The organism is Arthrobacter sp. zg-Y844, assembly GCF_024385465.1.
GTDB lineage: Bacteria > Actinomycetota > Actinomycetes > Actinomycetales > Micrococcaceae > Arthrobacter_B.
In genome coordinates, this window is the sequence record NZ_JANFLS010000001.1 from 621,355 (window position 1) to 636,726 (window position 15,372).

11 protein-coding genes are annotated in these 15,372 nt (G+C 66.8%); 2 read left to right on the forward strand and 9 right to left on the reverse strand.

Annotated features, from left to right (window positions below):
* Positions 1-24 precede the first annotated feature (24 nt).
* The 3 genes from gdhA to NNX35_RS02930 form a co-directional block, all read right to left on the reverse strand.
* Positions 25-1,365 (reverse strand): NADP-specific glutamate dehydrogenase, encoded by a 1,341-nt coding sequence (gene gdhA, locus NNX35_RS02920; RefSeq protein ID WP_255862557.1) that lies wholly within the window; start codon positions 1,363-1,365, stop codon positions 25-27.
* Between the two features lie 103 nt (positions 1,366-1,468).
* Entirely contained in the window at positions 1,469-1,948 is a 480-nt protein-coding gene (locus NNX35_RS02925) for a helix-turn-helix transcriptional regulator (protein WP_255765034.1), read from the reverse strand.
* Between the two features lie 49 nt (positions 1,949-1,997).
* Complete coding sequence (locus tag NNX35_RS02930) at positions 1,998-3,206, reverse strand: acetoin utilization protein AcuC (protein ID WP_255765035.1); 1,209 nt, start codon at positions 3,204-3,206, stop codon at positions 1,998-2,000.
* A gap of 110 nt (positions 3,207-3,316) precedes the next feature.
* Between NNX35_RS02930 and NNX35_RS02935 the strand changes: the two genes are divergently transcribed.
* Positions 3,317-4,726 (forward strand): TrkH family potassium uptake protein, encoded by a 1,410-nt coding sequence (locus NNX35_RS02935; protein ID WP_255866933.1) that lies wholly within the window; start codon positions 3,317-3,319, stop codon positions 4,724-4,726.
* Positions 4,719-5,387, forward strand: a complete 669-nt coding sequence (locus NNX35_RS02940; RefSeq protein ID WP_227919084.1) for a TrkA family potassium uptake protein — start codon at positions 4,719-4,721, stop codon at positions 5,385-5,387. The genes NNX35_RS02935 and NNX35_RS02940 overlap by 8 nt, the downstream gene beginning before the upstream one ends.
* A gap of 617 nt (positions 5,388-6,004) precedes the next feature.
* Here NNX35_RS02940 and proC read toward each other — a convergent pair.
* The 6 genes from proC to NNX35_RS02970 all read right to left on the reverse strand — a co-directional run bounded on the left by proC (position 6,005) and on the right by NNX35_RS02970 (position 15,219).
* Positions 6,005-6,850: a pyrroline-5-carboxylate reductase gene (gene proC, locus NNX35_RS02945; RefSeq protein ID WP_255866934.1), complete on the reverse strand. Its 846-nt coding sequence runs from the start codon at positions 6,848-6,850 to the stop codon at positions 6,005-6,007.
* A 59-nt stretch (positions 6,851-6,909) separates the two neighbouring features.
* Positions 6,910-7,743 carry a sugar phosphate isomerase/epimerase gene (locus tag NNX35_RS02950; RefSeq protein ID WP_255765038.1) on the reverse strand — a complete coding sequence of 278 codons (834 nt, stop codon included), beginning with the start codon at positions 7,741-7,743 and terminating at the stop codon, positions 6,910-6,912.
* A 2-nt stretch (positions 7,744-7,745) separates the two neighbouring features.
* Positions 7,746-8,768 carry a Ppx/GppA phosphatase family protein gene (locus NNX35_RS02955; RefSeq protein WP_255866935.1) on the reverse strand — a complete coding sequence of 341 codons (1,023 nt, stop codon included), beginning with the start codon at positions 8,766-8,768 and terminating at the stop codon, positions 7,746-7,748.
* Between the two features lie 25 nt (positions 8,769-8,793).
* The gene (gene topA / locus NNX35_RS02960) at positions 8,794-11,529 is read right to left on the reverse strand and encodes a type I DNA topoisomerase (protein ID WP_255765040.1); all 2,736 of its coding nucleotides are present in this window, start codon (positions 11,527-11,529) and stop codon (positions 8,794-8,796) included.
* Between the two features lie 166 nt (positions 11,530-11,695).
* Positions 11,696-13,315, reverse strand: a complete 1,620-nt coding sequence (locus NNX35_RS02965; RefSeq protein ID WP_255765041.1) for a methyltransferase — start codon at positions 13,313-13,315, stop codon at positions 11,696-11,698.
* Positions 13,316-13,413: 98 nt separating this feature from the next.
* Positions 13,414-15,219 carry an FAD-dependent oxidoreductase gene (locus NNX35_RS02970; protein ID WP_255866936.1) on the reverse strand — a complete coding sequence of 602 codons (1,806 nt, stop codon included), beginning with the start codon at positions 15,217-15,219 and terminating at the stop codon, positions 13,414-13,416.
* Between the last annotated feature and the right edge of the window lie 153 nt (positions 15,220-15,372).

Below are 15,372 nucleotides of genomic sequence, written 5' to 3' on the forward strand. Positions count from 1 at the left end.
GGGGCCCGGGCAGTGCAAGCCGGTCTAGATCACGCCCTGGGCCAGCATCGCATCGGCTACCTTCACGAAGCCGCTGATGTTGGCGCCCACTACGTAGTCGCCGGGGGAACCGTATTCCTCCGCAGTCCGGGCGCACCGCTCGTGGATGTTGACCATGATCTCGCTGAGCCGGCGTTCCGTATGCTCGAAGGACCAGGAGTCCCGGCTCGCGTTCTGCTGCATCTCCAGCGCGGAGGTGGCGACGCCGCCCGCGTTGGCCGCCTTACCCGGGCCGAACAGCACCCCGGCGGCCTGGAAGGCGCTGATGGCGGCCGGAGTGCACGGCATGTTCGCACCCTCGGCCACGGCCCGGACCCCGGACTTGATCAATGCCAGCGCGTCCGCTTCGTCCAGTTCGTTCTGGGTGGCGCAGGGCAGGGCGACGCCGGCTCCCGCGTTCCAGATGGAACCCTCCGTCACGTAGTTCACGGAGTGTCCGCGGCGCTCGGCATATTCCGAGATCCGGCCCCGCTCCGTTTCCTTGATCTGCCGCAGCAACGGAACGTCGATGCCCTTTTCATCAACTATGTAGCCCGCGGAATCCGAGCAGGCCACCACCGTGGCGCCGAGCATCTGGGCCTTGTCTATGGCGTTGATGGCCACATTGCCGGAGCCGGAGACAATCACCCGCTGCCCGTCCAGGCTCATGCCCTTGGTTTTGAGCATCTCCTCGACAAACATCACCGCGCCGTAGCCGGTGGCCTCGGGACGGACCAGGGATCCGCCCCAGCTCACGCCCTTCCCGGTGAGGACGCCTGATTCGTAGCGGTTCGTGATGCGTTTGTACTGTCCGAAGAGGTAACCGATCTCGCGGCCGCCAACGCCGATGTCACCGGCCGGAACGTCCGTGTACTCGCCGATGTGCCGGTACAGCTCGGTCATGAAGGACTGGCAGAAGCGCATCACTTCAGCGTCGGACTTGCCCCGCGGGTCGAAGTCCGAGCCGCCCTTGCCGCCGCCGATCGGCATGCCGGTGAGAGCGTTCTTGAAGATCTGTTCGAAACCGAGGAACTTGATGATGCCCAGGTACACGGAGGGATGGAAGCGGAGTCCGCCCTTGTACGGGCCGAGGGCAGAGTTGAATTCCACCCGGAAGCCCCGGTTGATCTGCACCTGGCCCTTGTCGTCTACCCAGGGCACCCGGAAGATGATCTGCCGTTCGGGCTCGCAGATCCGCTGCAGGATCGCGGCCTCGGCAAATTCGGGATGCTTGCGCAGCACTGGGGCGAGGGAGTCGAAGACTTCCACGACGGCTTGGTGAAACTCGGTTTCCCCGGGATTGCGGCGGAAGACGTCGTCGCGTACGCGCGTCAGTACACGTTCCATGTGCTGCTCCTTAGAGATTGGATTCCCCGGTTAGGACTACGCTAGCCCCGCGGATGCCGGGGATGCGATGCAAGGCGGGCCAAAGTGCCTGCGGGCCGCGTCCCTAGGGCCGGCGGCGGCGGAATTTCGGGAACTGGCCGAACAGGTCGGCGGCCCGCTCTGCGGCCCGCCCCACCGTGCGGCCGAGGTTCTGCACGCCGGCGTCCACCGGCAGCGAGCGGGTCTCTGCGGCGCCGGGCACCAGCGCACCGGCCGCTGCGGCAGCAGCGGTGGCGGGTTGGGGGCTTGCAGAAACGGATGCCAGGCGGGACTCCGTGAGTGACGCGAGCTCAAAGGCCCGCAGCCACAGGACCAGTTCCTCGAGCGGAGCAGTTTCCAGGGAGTAGTACCGGCGCTGGCCTTCGGCCCGCATGGAGACGAGTCCGGCTTCGCGCAGCACTTTCAAGTGCTTGGAGACCGTGGGCTGGCTGACCTCGAGTTCCTCCACCAGTGCCCCTACGGACTTGTCGCCGGTACGCAGGGCGCCCAGGATTTCACGCCGCGTACCTTCCGCGATTACTGCAAACACATCGTCAAAGACCATGGCATTTACCCTAGCGGATATGGGACCGGGAGCATCCCCGAGGAACCGCCTAGTCGAACCAAGGATCCAGCCCGTGCAGCGGGAACAGTTCCTTGCGGGTGGCCATCACGGTCCGGTCGATCTCGTCATTCGGGTCGTAGCCCACTTCCCAGGAACGCCACCAGATATCGGCCCCGTCACCCAGCGTCTCGCCCGTCTTCACGCCGTGCTTCTCCAGCACGTAGTCGCGCCAGGCCGGGGGCAGCGGGGTGGCGGGACGCACCCGACCGTTGGCAGCCACCGACATCAGCAACGCCCAGGACCGCGGCACCACGGAGGCAACGTTGTAGCCGCCTCCGCCGGTGGCAATCCAGCGTCCTTCGCACAGGCGGCCGGCCAGGTCGCTGATGGTCAGGGCGGCCTGCCGCTGGGCCTCCACGCTGACCCGGAGGCTGGTCATGGGATCATCCGTGTGGCTGTCGCAGCCGTGCTGGCTGACAATCACTTCCGGGGCGAAGGCCTCAGTCAGCTGGGGTACCACTGCGTGGAAGGCCCGCAGCCAGCCGGCGTCGGTGGTACGCGCCGGTACGGCAATGTTGACCGCGGTTCCTTCGGCTGCCTTGCCGCCGGTTTCGTTGGCGAATCCCGTCCCCGGGAACAGGGTCAGTCCGCTTTCATGCAGCGAGATGGTCATAACGCGCGGATCGTCCCAGAAAATGTTCTGCGTGCCGTCACCGTGGTGGGCGTCGACGTCGATGTACACCACCCGCTGCACACCGTTGGCAAGGAGCCGCGCGACGGCGGCCGCGGCGTCGTTATAGACGCAGAATCCGGACGCTTTTTCATAGCCGGCATGATGCATGCCGCCCGCGAAGTTGACCGCATGCGTCGCCTCGCCGGAGAGGATGGCGTCTGCGGCGGCCAGGGAACCGCCGACCAGCCGGGCGCTGGCTTCGTGCATGCCGGCGAAGACCGGCGTGTCCTCGGTGCCCAGTCCCAGCAGGGTGTTGCAGTTCGCGGGGTCGGCTCCGGCTGCCTGCACGGCGCTGATGTAGTCGAAGCCGTGGACGGTCAGCAGGTCGGCCGCCGAGGCGACGTACGGCTCGGCCATGGAGACGCCTTCGAGGTCGAAAAGTCCCAGTTCACGGGCCAGCCGGGCCGTCAGGTCCAGGCGCGCCGGGCTCATCGGATGGCCTGCGCCGAAATCGTAAGCCAGCATGGATTCATCCCAGACAATGCACGTCGGCATAATGGGAAGGCTTAGCCCGGAACTGATCATGCAGACAGGCTACGTGATGCGGGCGCTACTCTGATATTGGTGTCCGCGCCCATCTGCCGGATAAGTGCTACTACTGAGCGGAACCACCGCGGAAAAGAACTGGACCACCCATGGCAATCCCACGGCAATCCCTGCTGGAGAAAGAGCAGCACAGCGGTCCCGCCATCGTTGCCCGGATCCGTGAGTTTGTGGGCGGGCTGGTCACCGGCCGGCCCGCGCGGCTGGCGCTTATCGTGTTCAGCCTGGTCATCCTGCTCTTCACCGCCCTGCTGAGCCTGCCTGCCGCTTCCAGCAGCGGAGAATCCGCGCCGCTGCACGACGCCTTTTTTACCGCGGTCTCGGCCGTCTGCGTCACCGGCCTCACCGTGGTCTCCACTGCCACCTACTGGTCCGCCTTCGGACAGGTGCTGATCCTGATCGCGATCCAGGTAGGCGGCCTGGGCATCCTGACCCTGGCCTCGCTGCTGGCGCTGGCCGTGAACAAGCGGCTCGGCGTCCGCGGCAAGCTCATGGCCCAGGAAGGCATGAACACGGGCCGGCTCGGCGAAGTGGGCCACCTGCTGCGCATCGTCTTCAGCACCGCCGTCGTCATTGAACTGGCCCTGGCCCTGATCATGGCGCCGCGGTTCATGATCCTGGGTGAATCCCCCGGCCAGGCAATCTGGCATGCGGTCTTCTATTCCATTTCCGCGTTCAACAACGCCGGTTTCACCCCGCACTCCGACGGCCTGGTGCCGTACGAAGAAGATCTGTGGATCCTCATTCCGCTGATGCTCGGTGTATTTATCGGCTCGCTGGGCTTTCCGGTCATCATGGTCCTGCTGCAGACCCGTGCCCGGGTCAGCAAATGGAACCTGCACACCAAGCTGACCGTGCTGGTGTCCTCCATCCTGCTGGTGGCCGGCGCGATAATCTGGGGCGCCTTTGAGTGGTTCAACACCAGCACCATCGGGGACCTGTCCCTGGGGGACAAGATCATCCACTCGATCTTCGCCTCGGTGATGACTCGGTCCGGCGGCTTCAACCTGGTCTCCATGACGGACCTGGACTCCAGCACCCTGCTCCTTACCGACATGCTGATGTTCGCCGGCGGCGGTTCCGCCTCCACGGCAGGCGGCATCAAGGTCACCACCATCGCCGTCCTGTTCCTGGCCGTGGTGGCCGAGGCCCGGGGCGACGCCGACGTCCGGGCCTTTGGCCGCACCATCCCGCAGGGCGCCATGCGGGTTGCTATCTCGGTGACCATCCTGGGCGCCACCCTGGTGGCGGTGGCCACGTCGGCCTTGCTGGTCATCACGAATGAGTCCCTGGAGCCGGTCCTCTTCGAGGTTATTTCCGCCTTCGCCACGGTGGGGCTGAGTACCGGCCTCAGCGAAGCCCTGCCGCCGTCCGGGAAGTACGTCCTGTCGATGCTTATGTTCGCCGGACGCGTCGGCACCATCACCCTTGCCGCGGCACTCGCCGTGCGCCACCGCAGCACCCTCTACCACTACCCCGAAGAAAGGCCGATCATTGGCTGACAGACCTCCCCACAACGCACCGGTCCTGGTCATCGGACTCGGCCGCTTCGGTGCCGCCACCGCCGAGCAGCTGGTCCGCCAGGGCCGCGAGGTACTGGCCGTGGAACGCGATCCGGCGCTCGTCCAGAAAGCGTCCGGCCTGCTGACGCACGTGGTCCAGGCCGACGCGACCAACATCGAGGCACTCAAACAACTGGGCGCCGAGGACTTCTCCGCCGCCGTCGTGGGCGTGGGAACCTCGATCGAGTCCAGCGTGCTGATCACCGTAAACCTGGTGGACCTGGGCATTGAGCACCTGTGGGTCAAGGCCATCACGCCGGCGCACGGCAAGATCCTCACCCGCATCGGGGCGAACCACGTGATCTACCCGGAGGCCGACGCCGGACGGCGGGCCGCGCACCTGGTGGGCGGCCGCATGCTGGACTTCATCGAGTTCGATGACGGTTTCGCAATCGTGAAGATGTACCCGCCGAAGGAGACGCAGGGCTTCACCCTCGGCGAGTCCAATGTACGGGCGAAGTACGGCGTCACCGTGGTCGGCGTGAAATCCCCCGGTGAGGACTTCACCTACGCGCAGCCCGATACCAAGGTCTCCAGCCGCGACACCCTGATCGTGTCCGGGCACGTGGATCTGCTGGAACGGTTTGCGGCCCGGCCGTAGGTCGGTTTTCCGGTAGCCTGCCGGGCCGGCTTCAGGCGTGGCTCCGGCGGCAACGAAATTCCTCGCTCGCAGGGCTCGCTTGGAACATTAAAGCCGCCTCCGCCACGCCTTCCGGCGGTTCGCACCTGCACGCACCCCGTCTGTAGAGCTAGACAGATCTGCGCGGTGCGTTGCCTCGTGATTTCCGATGCCCGGGCCGCTGCCGCACGGGCACCGGACTCGTTGATGCGCGCAGTCGCCGAGGCAAAGGCGGCAGAAGGAATCACAACAACCCGCCCAGCCGGCAGCGCCGGTGATGCCTGTCGACCGAACGCAAACCCTGCGGTTTGTCCAAAGCCCTGCGGTTTGTGCACTTCCCTCCGCCGCGCGGCGCAGGGATTGTCACAAACCGCAGGGAACCCGACAAACCGAGGGGATCCTGGGCGCAGTGCTGGACTTGCAGCGAAACGAGCCGGCCGAAGGGCCTGGCGGAGGCGGCTTTAATATTCCGAGCGAGCCCTGCGAGCGTAGGAATTTCGTTGCCGCCGGAGCCAGGCCCGGAGGCCGGCGCAGCCGGCCCAGCCACGGGCCCAGACCCGGACCCAACAGATCCAGCCGGCGGAGCCAGGAAACCAGCCCTAAGCAGTCAGCTGCTTCGTAATCTCTTCGGCCCGAGCCGCTGCCGCACGGGCACCGGCCTCGATCACGCCGGGAAGGTTCAGCTCGTCGAAGGTCCGGATCGCCGCTTCCGTGGTGCCCTTGGGGCTGGTGACGGCTCGACGCAGGGCCGGAGCATCGGCGTCGGGCTCGGCCAGCATGTACCCGGCGCCTGCCACCGTTTCGCGGGCCAGCAGGGCGGAGAGATCCGGGTCCAGGCCGAGCTCGACGCCGGCCCGGGCCATGGCCTCGGCCAGGTAGAACGCGTAGGCGGGGCCGGAACCGCTGACGGCGGAAACGGCGTCGACTTGTTCTTCGGGCACCTCCACCACGGTGCCGGTGGCGGACAGCACGCGGCGGGCCAGGTCCATCGCGTCGGGGCCCGCGGAACGGCCGGCGGAAATGGACGTGACGCCGCGGCCGAGGCGGGACGGGGTGTTGGGCATCGCGCGGATGACGGACTGGCCTTCCGGCAGCAGCGACTCCATCAGGGCCAGCGGCACGGCGGCAGCCACGCTGAGGACGACGGCGCCGCGGGGCAGGTCCGCAGCGATTTCGCGCAGCAGGTCAGCCACGCCCACGGGCTTGACGCCCACAATGACGAGGTCGGCTTCGGCGACGGCTTTCCGGTTCGCGTCCGGATCCTCGCTGCCTGCAAGGACGGTGATGCCGTGGGCCGTGCGAAGCTCTTCAGCCCGTTCGGCGCGGCGGACGGTGGCGGTTACCTGCTCGGCGGCAAGGCCTCCGGCGAGGATTCCGCCGAGGATGGCTTCGTTCATCGAGCCGCAGCCAAGGAATGTCAGTCGGGGATTCTGTGCGCTTTCCATGACTTCGATTCTGTCATGCCGCTAATACGCCGGTTCGGACCGGCAAAGCCCGCCGGCTATTAGGCGTCGTGTCCGGCCAGGACGGCTTTGGGCCGGAGGTGTTCCCGCGCGAACTCCAGGGTCTGCTTCAACTGTTCCTCGCGCTCCCCCGCTCCCCGCGCCTTTCGGGTGCTGACCTCCACGGCCACCACGCCGTCGAAACCGCCGTCGGCCAGGTAGGACAACGCCTCGGCGCACCGCTGCGTACCCTCGCCGGGCAGCAGATGCTCATCCTTGCCGTTGGGAGTTCCATCCGTCAGGTGGACGTGCCGGAGCCGATCCCCGAGTTTGCGGATCTGTTCAAAGGAGTCCATACCGGCGATGGCAGCGTGGGAAAAGTCCCAGGTGACGTTTTCATACGGCTCGGGGATCGGGTTCCAGTGCGGCAGGTAGGCTTTGGCCTCGCGCCCCCGGACCCGCCACGGATACATGTTCTCCACGGCGATGGTGACGCCGTATTGTTCGGCGATGTCCTTCACGCCTTCGGCGAAGTTCTCCGCGTAACCCGTCTGCCACCGGAACGGAGGGTGTGCCACCACGGTGGCAGCACCTACTTCCGCGGCCATCGCCGCGGACAGCTCGATCTTTGTCCAGGCCGCACCCCAGACCTGCTGCGTCAGGAGCAGGGTGGGAGCGTGGATGGCCAGGATCGGCTGCCGGTACTGCTCGCTCAGCTCCCTGAGGGAGTCCGGGTCCTGGCTGACCTGGCTGTTGGTGACCATGATTTCGACACCGTCATAGCCCAGGTCATGAGCCACCGCGAAGGTGTCATGTACGGACAGCGGGTACACGGAAGCGCTGGACAGCGCCACCGGAATAGCGGCGCGTCCGGGCTGCGGGAGGGACGTCGGCATGTTCAGCTTGGCTTTCCATTGGACGAAGGACCCGCCCCTGCAGCCACGAGGAATTCCTCCCCTTCGGCGGGGCCGCGGGGCAGGTCGCCGGTTGTTTCAAAACGAAGCGTGTCGAATCGGCGCAGGATCAAGCCCTCGCGCAGCGCCCAGGGGCAGATCTTCAGGGACTGCACGTCGAAGGCTTCCATGGCGGCCTGCGCCACCAGCGCTCCGGCGAGCATCTGCGGTGCGCGCAGCGCGGACACACCGTCCAGTCCGGCACGGTCCCGGGCGCTCAGGGCACCCAGCCGCTTGGTCCAGAGGGACAGGTCCTCCAATGTGAGCACGCGGGGCACAAACGGTCCGGCGGCCGACGGCGCGGCGCCGGCAATGCGCGCCAGCGACCGGAAGGTCTTGGACGTTCCGGCGACGAGGTCCGGGCGGCCGAAGGCGCTGAACTCCTCAGCTGCTTCCCCGACCATGCCGCGGATGTATTTGCGCAGCTTTTTGATGCTCTTGGGCGAGGGCGGATCCTCGGGAAGCCAGTCCCGGGTCAGCCGTCCGGCACCGAGCGGCAGGGACCGGGCGATTTCCGGAAGCTCGTCCTGGCCCAGTGCCATTTCGAAGGAACCTCCGCCGATATCCAGGTCCAGGATGGAACCGGCACCCCAGCCGTACCAGCGGCGGACGGCGAGGAAAGTCATCGCCGCTTCGTCTCCGCCGGAGAGTTCCTCCAGCTGCACCGGAGTCTCCCGCTGCACCCGGGCCAGGACCTCGGCGCCGTTGGCCGATTCCCGGATGGCCGAGGTGGAGAAGGCCAGCAGATCCTGCGCGCCGTGCCGGCGGGCGAAGTTCCAGGCCTCGTTGACGAACCCGATCAGTTCGTCCTGCCCGGCCTCGCTTATCGCGCCGTCGGCGTCCAGATAGGACACCAGCTGCAGCGGGCGCTTGTGCGAGGCGAAGGAGACGGGACGCGCACCGGGATGGGCGTCCACCAGCAGGAGGTGGACGGTGTTGGACCCGATGTCGAGAACGCCTAGGCGCATGATTCCATTATCGCTCTACCGGCCCCTACTTCTTCGCCGGGGCTTTCCGAGGCGCCGCGCGCTTCTTCACGGGTTTCTTCGCCGGGCCCTTCTCGCGCTTCTCCGCCAGCAGCTCAATGGCCTGCTCCCGGGTCAGCTCTTCGATGGCCGTGGAGCGGGGCACCGTGATGTTGGTGATGCCGTCCGTGATGTAGGGACCGAAGCGGCCGTCCTTCACCACAATCGGCTTTTCCGACACGGGGTCGGCACCGAATTCAGCCAGCGGTGCCGCAGCCTGCCGGCCGCCGCGCTGCTTCGGCTGGGAATAGATCTCCAGCGCCTGCTCGAGCGTGATCGTGAAGATCTCCTCTTCGGAACCGATCGACCGTGAATCCGTGCCCTTCTTCAGGTACGGACCGAACCGGCCGTTCTGCACCGTGATCTCGTTGCCCTCGGCGTCGGTGCCCAGGACGCGCGGCAGCTTCATCAGCTTCAGCGCCTCGTCCAAGGTCACCGTTTCCACGCTCATGGACTTGAAGAGCGACCCGGTGCGCGGCTTGACCTTCACCGGCTTCTTCGGCGGCTTGGGCTTGCCGTTCTTGTAGTACTCCACCGGCTGGTTCGCCAGGTCCTCTTCGGTGGGTTCCGGGATCAGCTCGATCACGTACGGTCCATAGCGGCCGTTGCGGGCCACGATGGTCCGGCCTGTCTCCGGATCGGTGCCCAGCACGCGCTCCTCGGGAGCGGCGGTCTCCATCAGTTCCACGGCCTTTTCGGCGGTGAGTTCGTCAGGGGCCAGGTCCTCGGGAACGTTCGCCCGCTCGGGCTCGGTCCCTTCGGGGGCGTCTGCGGGCAGCGGACGCTCCAGGTAGGGGCCGAACTTGCCCACGCGCAGCACAATGCCGTCGGCAATCTCGATCGAGTTGATCGCCTTCGCATCGATTTCGCCGAGGTCGTTCACGATGGTGTGCAGGCCGGTCTGCACACGGTCGCCGTAGTAGAACTGGTTCAGCCACTCCACACGGCCGGCTTCGCCGCGGGAGATACGGTCCAGGTCCTCTTCGAGCTCCGCGGTGAAGTCGTAGTCGACGTAATCCGTGAAGTGTTCCTCCAGCAGGCGGACCACGGAGAACGCGATCCAGCTCGGCACGAGGGCCTGGCCGCGGCTGGTCACGTAGCCGCGGTCCATGATCGTGGAGATGGTGGCGGCGTACGTGGAGGGGCGGCCGATGCCGAGTTCTTCGAGCATCTTCACCAGCGACGCTTCAGTGAAACGCGGCGGCGGGGAGGTCTCGTGGCCGCCGGCAGCGATGTCTGCAGCGGTCAGGGTGTCCTGGGCCTTCAACACCGGCAGGCGGGCGCCTTCGGTGCCCTCGGCCTCGTCGTCGTCGCGGACGGCGTCGCGGCCCTCTTCATAGGCAGCCATGAAGCCGCGGAAGGTGATGACCGTACCGGAAGCCGAGAACTCGGCGTCGCGCCCGTCAGCGGATACTGCACCGATGCGCACGGATGCCGTGGAACCCTTGGCGTCGGCCATCTGGGAGGCGACGGTACGCTTCCAGATCAGCTCGTAGAGCCGGAACTCGTCGCCGCGCAGCGAGGAGGCCACCTGCGCCGGAGTGCGGAAGGAGTCACCGGCGGGGCGGATGGCTTCGTGCGCTTCCTGGGCGTTCTTGGACTTGCCCTTGTAGACGCGCCGGGCTTCGGGCACGTACTCGGGGCCGTAAAGCTCCGAGGCCTGGCGGCGGGCGGCGTTAATGGCCTGGTCCGACAGCGCCGGAGAGTCCGTACGCATATAGGTGATGTAACCGTTTTCGTACAGCCGCTGGGCCACCTGCATGGTCACCCGCGAGGAGAAGCGCAGCTTGCGGCCGGCTTCCTGCTGCAGGGTGGAGGTGGTGAACGGCGCGGCCGGACGGCGGGTGTACGGCTTGGTGTCGACGGAACGGACGCTGAACGCGGCCGATTCCAGGCCGGCGGCAAGCGACACGGCTGCTGCTTCGTCCAGGTGCACGGCAGTCTTGGACTTCAGCTCACCGCGGTCTGTGAAGTCCTTGCCGGTGGCTACGCGGGAGCCGTCGACGGAAACCAGGCGGGCCTTGAATTTCTCGGCCGCTTCCGTAGCGAAGGTTCCCACAAGGTCCCAGTACGACGCCGCGCGGAACGCCATGCGCTCCCGCTCGCGTTCGACCACGAGCCGGGTGGCGACGGACTGCACGCGTCCGGCGGACAGGCCGCGGGCAACCTTGCGCCACAGCACCGGGGAAATCTCGTAGCCGTAGAGCCGGTCAAGGATACGGCGGGTTTCCTGGGCATCCACCATGGCGACGTCGACGTCGCGCATTTCCAGCAGGGCGCGCTGGATGGCTTCCTTGGTGATTTCGGGGAAGGTCAGGCGGTGCACCGGGACCTTGGGCTTGAGCACCTGGAGCAGGTGCCAGGCAATGGCTTCACCTTCGCGGTCACCGTCAGTTGCGAGGTAGAGTTCGTCGGCGTCCTTGAGGGCTGCCTTGAGCTCGGCGACCTTCTTTTTCTTGTCCGCGGAGACCACGTAATACGGCTCGAAGTCATTGTCGAGGTCCACGGCAAACTTGCCGACACCCGTCTTCTTCAACTCGGCGGGCAGGTCGGAGGGCTGCGGAAGGTCACGGATATGACCCATCGACGCCGTCACCTCGAAGCCTTCGCCGAGGTATCCGGCGATGGTCTTGCCCTTGGCCGGAGACTCGACAATTACAAGCTTCTTCTTGCCGGTCTTCTTGTCCGTTGCCTTAACTGGCACTGTTCTCCTACGTAACGGGGTGGTTCAAATAAGTTCGGGGCGCGTCGTTCCGGCGCTTTGGTGCATCGGCAGTCCGGTACATCCACAGACAGTATGCGCGATGCCCCAGCACTAGGGTAACCGGAAAGCACCGCAGGCATGATCTGCACCGGGACAGGCGCAGTGCCTACCAGCGGTCCGGAACGAGGAACCCGTCCAAGACCAGATTACGCACTTCCGCGATCAGGTTTTCGCCAAACTCAGGTTCCGGGCGGTCCAGCAGGGCGGCGAGGGCTGAGACTATCTGTCCCACGGAGAGCTCGCCGTCGCAGGCTGACACGAACCCGGTGAGCTCCGTACTCATGAGGTTGGTCCGCCGCAGTCCCGCGCCCTGACGGAGCAGAATCACCCCGGGATGCTCGGCTCCGGGGCGCTGATGGCGTTCCTCCGTCACGTCGTCGGCAACCAGCAGGTGCACGGTCTCCAGCTTGGTGCGGCTGCTGACCCAGTCGAATCGGCGTACGGCGGCATCCAGGTGCGGGCCCACGGGCTGTTCGATGGGATGGGTGATTTCCTCGAACCTGCGCAGCGGTTCGGCGCCGGGCTTCCGGCGTCGGCGCAGCCAAAGTGAGCCGAACCCCACAGTGCCGACATTCCGGGAAGCGAAATCCGCCAGGTAACCGGCGTACGCCGCAGCGTATTCCTCGCGTTCGCGGCCCTGCGCGGCGTCGCGGAGCCACATTTCGGCGTACTCCGTCGGGGTGAGGGTTTCACGCTGGATGACCCAGGCGTCTGTCCCGTCCGGAAGCCATTCCTCGAGCCGGGCGGACCATTCCTCGTCCCGGCCGGCCGGGATCTCCCAGTTGCCCAGCATCTGGGCGGTGCCGCCCGGACGCAGGACCTCCTCCAGTCCGGCCACCAGGGCCGCGACGATGCCGTCACCGGCCAGGCCGCCGTCGCGGTAGGTGTACCTCTCATCGTCGCCGCCGCCGGTGCGCGGAGTGATGACGAACGGCGGGTTGGAGACCACCAGATCAAACTTTTCGCCGGCAACTGGCTCCAGCAGGCTGCCGAGCCGGAGGGTGAACCGCTCCTCGGGCTGGTCCGGATCGATGTCCAGCTGGGGGGCGTTGAGCAGCAGGTTGAACCGGGCGAAGCCGAGGGCTCGCTCGGAAATGTCGGTTGCCGTGACGTGGTCCGCGTGCCGGAGCAGATGGAAGGCCTGGATCCCGCATCCGGTGCCCAGATCCAGGGCACGTCCCACCGGCGCGCGTACGGTGAGCTGGGCCAGGCTCAGGGAGGCCTGCCCGATGCCGAGGACGTGGTCGCGGCGCAGCACACCGGGCCGCTGGTGGCTGCCCAGGTCGCTGGCCACCCAGAGGTCACCGTCGGGATTCCCGGCGGAACCGGAGCCGCCGTCGTCGGTGCCGTAGGGGCGCAGGTCCACTGCTGCCCGGAAGGTGCCGAAGATGCGTCCGCGTTCAATGAGTCCGAGTTCCAGCAGGCCTTCGGTGCCGGTGCGCGGGAACGCGCTGTCCAGTTCGGCCCGCTCAGCCGTTTCCCCCAACAGCCAAAGCTGGATGGGAACCGCCACTCGACGGGGAGAAGCCGCTTCCGCTTCCGCACGGCAGGCCAGCAGGGCCGGAACCAGCTGGTCCCGCTGCAGGGCCGCCGAGGCGGCCTCGCCTAGGAACCCGGCCACACCGTTTACGGTGTATCCGGCCTCCTCCAAATCGGCGGCGAGCGCCTTGAGGAGCCAGGTGTCGCGGCTCAGGGGTGCAGAAGGAACGGAAGAGAAATCAATCACATCCCCCAGTCTAGGGCCGCGCTATCGGCGGTCCGTGCAATCGGCGGACGGGCACCTCCTTCGCATCCGGATGCCCGTCCGCCCTGCCTGAGAGCCCGCTACCCGGCCGTGCCCTGCACTCCGGCCGCCGACGCCGGTGTTGCTGCCGGTGCTGCCGGTGTTGCCTCCGCCGGTGCTGACTCAAATGCCGCCGGTGTTGCCTCCGCCGGGTCCACAGCGGAGAGCCCGTGGGCCGCCGCGTGCCGGGCAGCACGGTAACCGAAGACCACGGCCGGTGCGATGGTTGCCCCGGCCCCTGGATAGGTCCGGCCCATGACGGACGCCGTGGTGTTTCCCGCGGCATACAGGCCGGGAATGACGCTGCCGTCCTCGCGGAGCACCCGCGCATCGGCGTCCGTCACCAGTCCGCCCTTGGTGCCCAGGTCTCCGGGGTACAGGCGCACGGCGGAAAACGGCGCCTTCTCCAGCGGACCCAGGTTCGGGTTCGGCTTCACCCGCGGATCGCTGTAGTAGTTGTCATAGACGGTGTCGCCGCGATGGAAATCTTCGTCGACCCCGGTCCGCGCGAAGCCGTTGAACCGTTCCACAGTGGCCTGCAGGGCGGCCGGCGGCACACCCATCTTCTCCGCCAGTCCCTCCACCGTCTCGTCCCGAAGCAGCAGTCCCTGCCGCGTCCAGTCCTTGCGCCCGATCAGCAGGGCGTTGAACAGGTAGCGGCGGGCGTGCCGGGCCTCGAACACCAGCCAGGCGGGATCGCCCGGTACTTTTCTGTTGTTCTCGAGCATGTGGTGGCCGAAATCCACGTAGGATTCGGACTCGTTCAGGAACCGCTTGCCCGCAGCGTCCACCACCAGGGAGAACGGCATGGACCGCTCGGCAAGGGTGAAGGTGACCTTTCCCTTGGGCCCGACGGCGGTCGGCCCCCACCAGGCATCGTCCATGAGCGCCAGCGCGCCGCCCCGGGAGGCCACAATGTCGATGGCCTGTCCGAGGTCGCCTTCCGGCGCCGAGGAGTATTCCTTCTCCAGGCCCTGGTACTTTTCCCGCCATTCGGCGTTTCGTGCAAAGCCGCCGGCGCCCAGCACCACGCCGCGCCTTGCCCGAATCCGGACGTCCCGTCCCTGACGGCGGACGACGGCGCCCAGCACCGCGCCGTCGTCGTCCTGGACCAGGTCCGTCAGCGGTGCCGAGAGCCAGACCGGCGTCTGCTGGTTACGCACGATGTACATCAGCGAGGAGGACAGGGCTCCGCCCAGGCCGTACAGCCGTTTGCCCCGGACCAGGCCCCCGAGGGTGCGGAAAACGAAGCGGGCACCGCGGATGAACCCGCTCGGCGTAGACCAGGCCCTGGAGAGCTCCCAGACGTCGTCGGTGGCCAGCGGCGCGGGGATGCCCGATGCCGCCGGACGGGACTGCTTGAACCACGGCCCCAGCAGTTTCGTGTCGAAGGCCTTCACCTCGAGGGAACGTCCGACCATGCCGCCGGGCCGGTCCGGGTAGTAGTCCGGGTAGTCCTTGGAGCGCATCCACTGCACCCCGAGACCGCCCAGGAACGTCACGACCTCGGGCACGGTGCGCAGGAACGCGAGTTTTCGTTCGCGCGAGGAGGCCGGACCGACGTCGGCAATCACCTCTTCCATATAGGTGAGCGCGTTCTCCTGGCTGTCCTGCACCCCTGCCTCTTTCATCAGGGGGTTGTTGGGCATCCAGAGACCGCCGCCGGAAATGGAGGTGGTGCCGCCCCAGAGCTTGGTGCTTTCCACGACCAGGACATCCAGTCCCTCGTCCGCTGCGGTGATGGCCGCTGTCAGCGCGGCTGCGCCCGATCCCACCACCAGGACATCGACTATCCGGTCCCATTCATTTGTCTTCTTTGCGGCGTCTGCCGTGTCAACCGTTTCCATATTCCCCCGCCTTTGGGCTGCGCCCGAATCCGGGGTGCCCGGCAGACGCCGGTTCCGCTCAGGCCTGTTCCGGGCGCCAGCGCCCGTGCCGCGATGCTAACAACGGCGGGTGGGGAAGTATATAGGCAGTTAGCCGCAGCCTAAGTAAGTTTG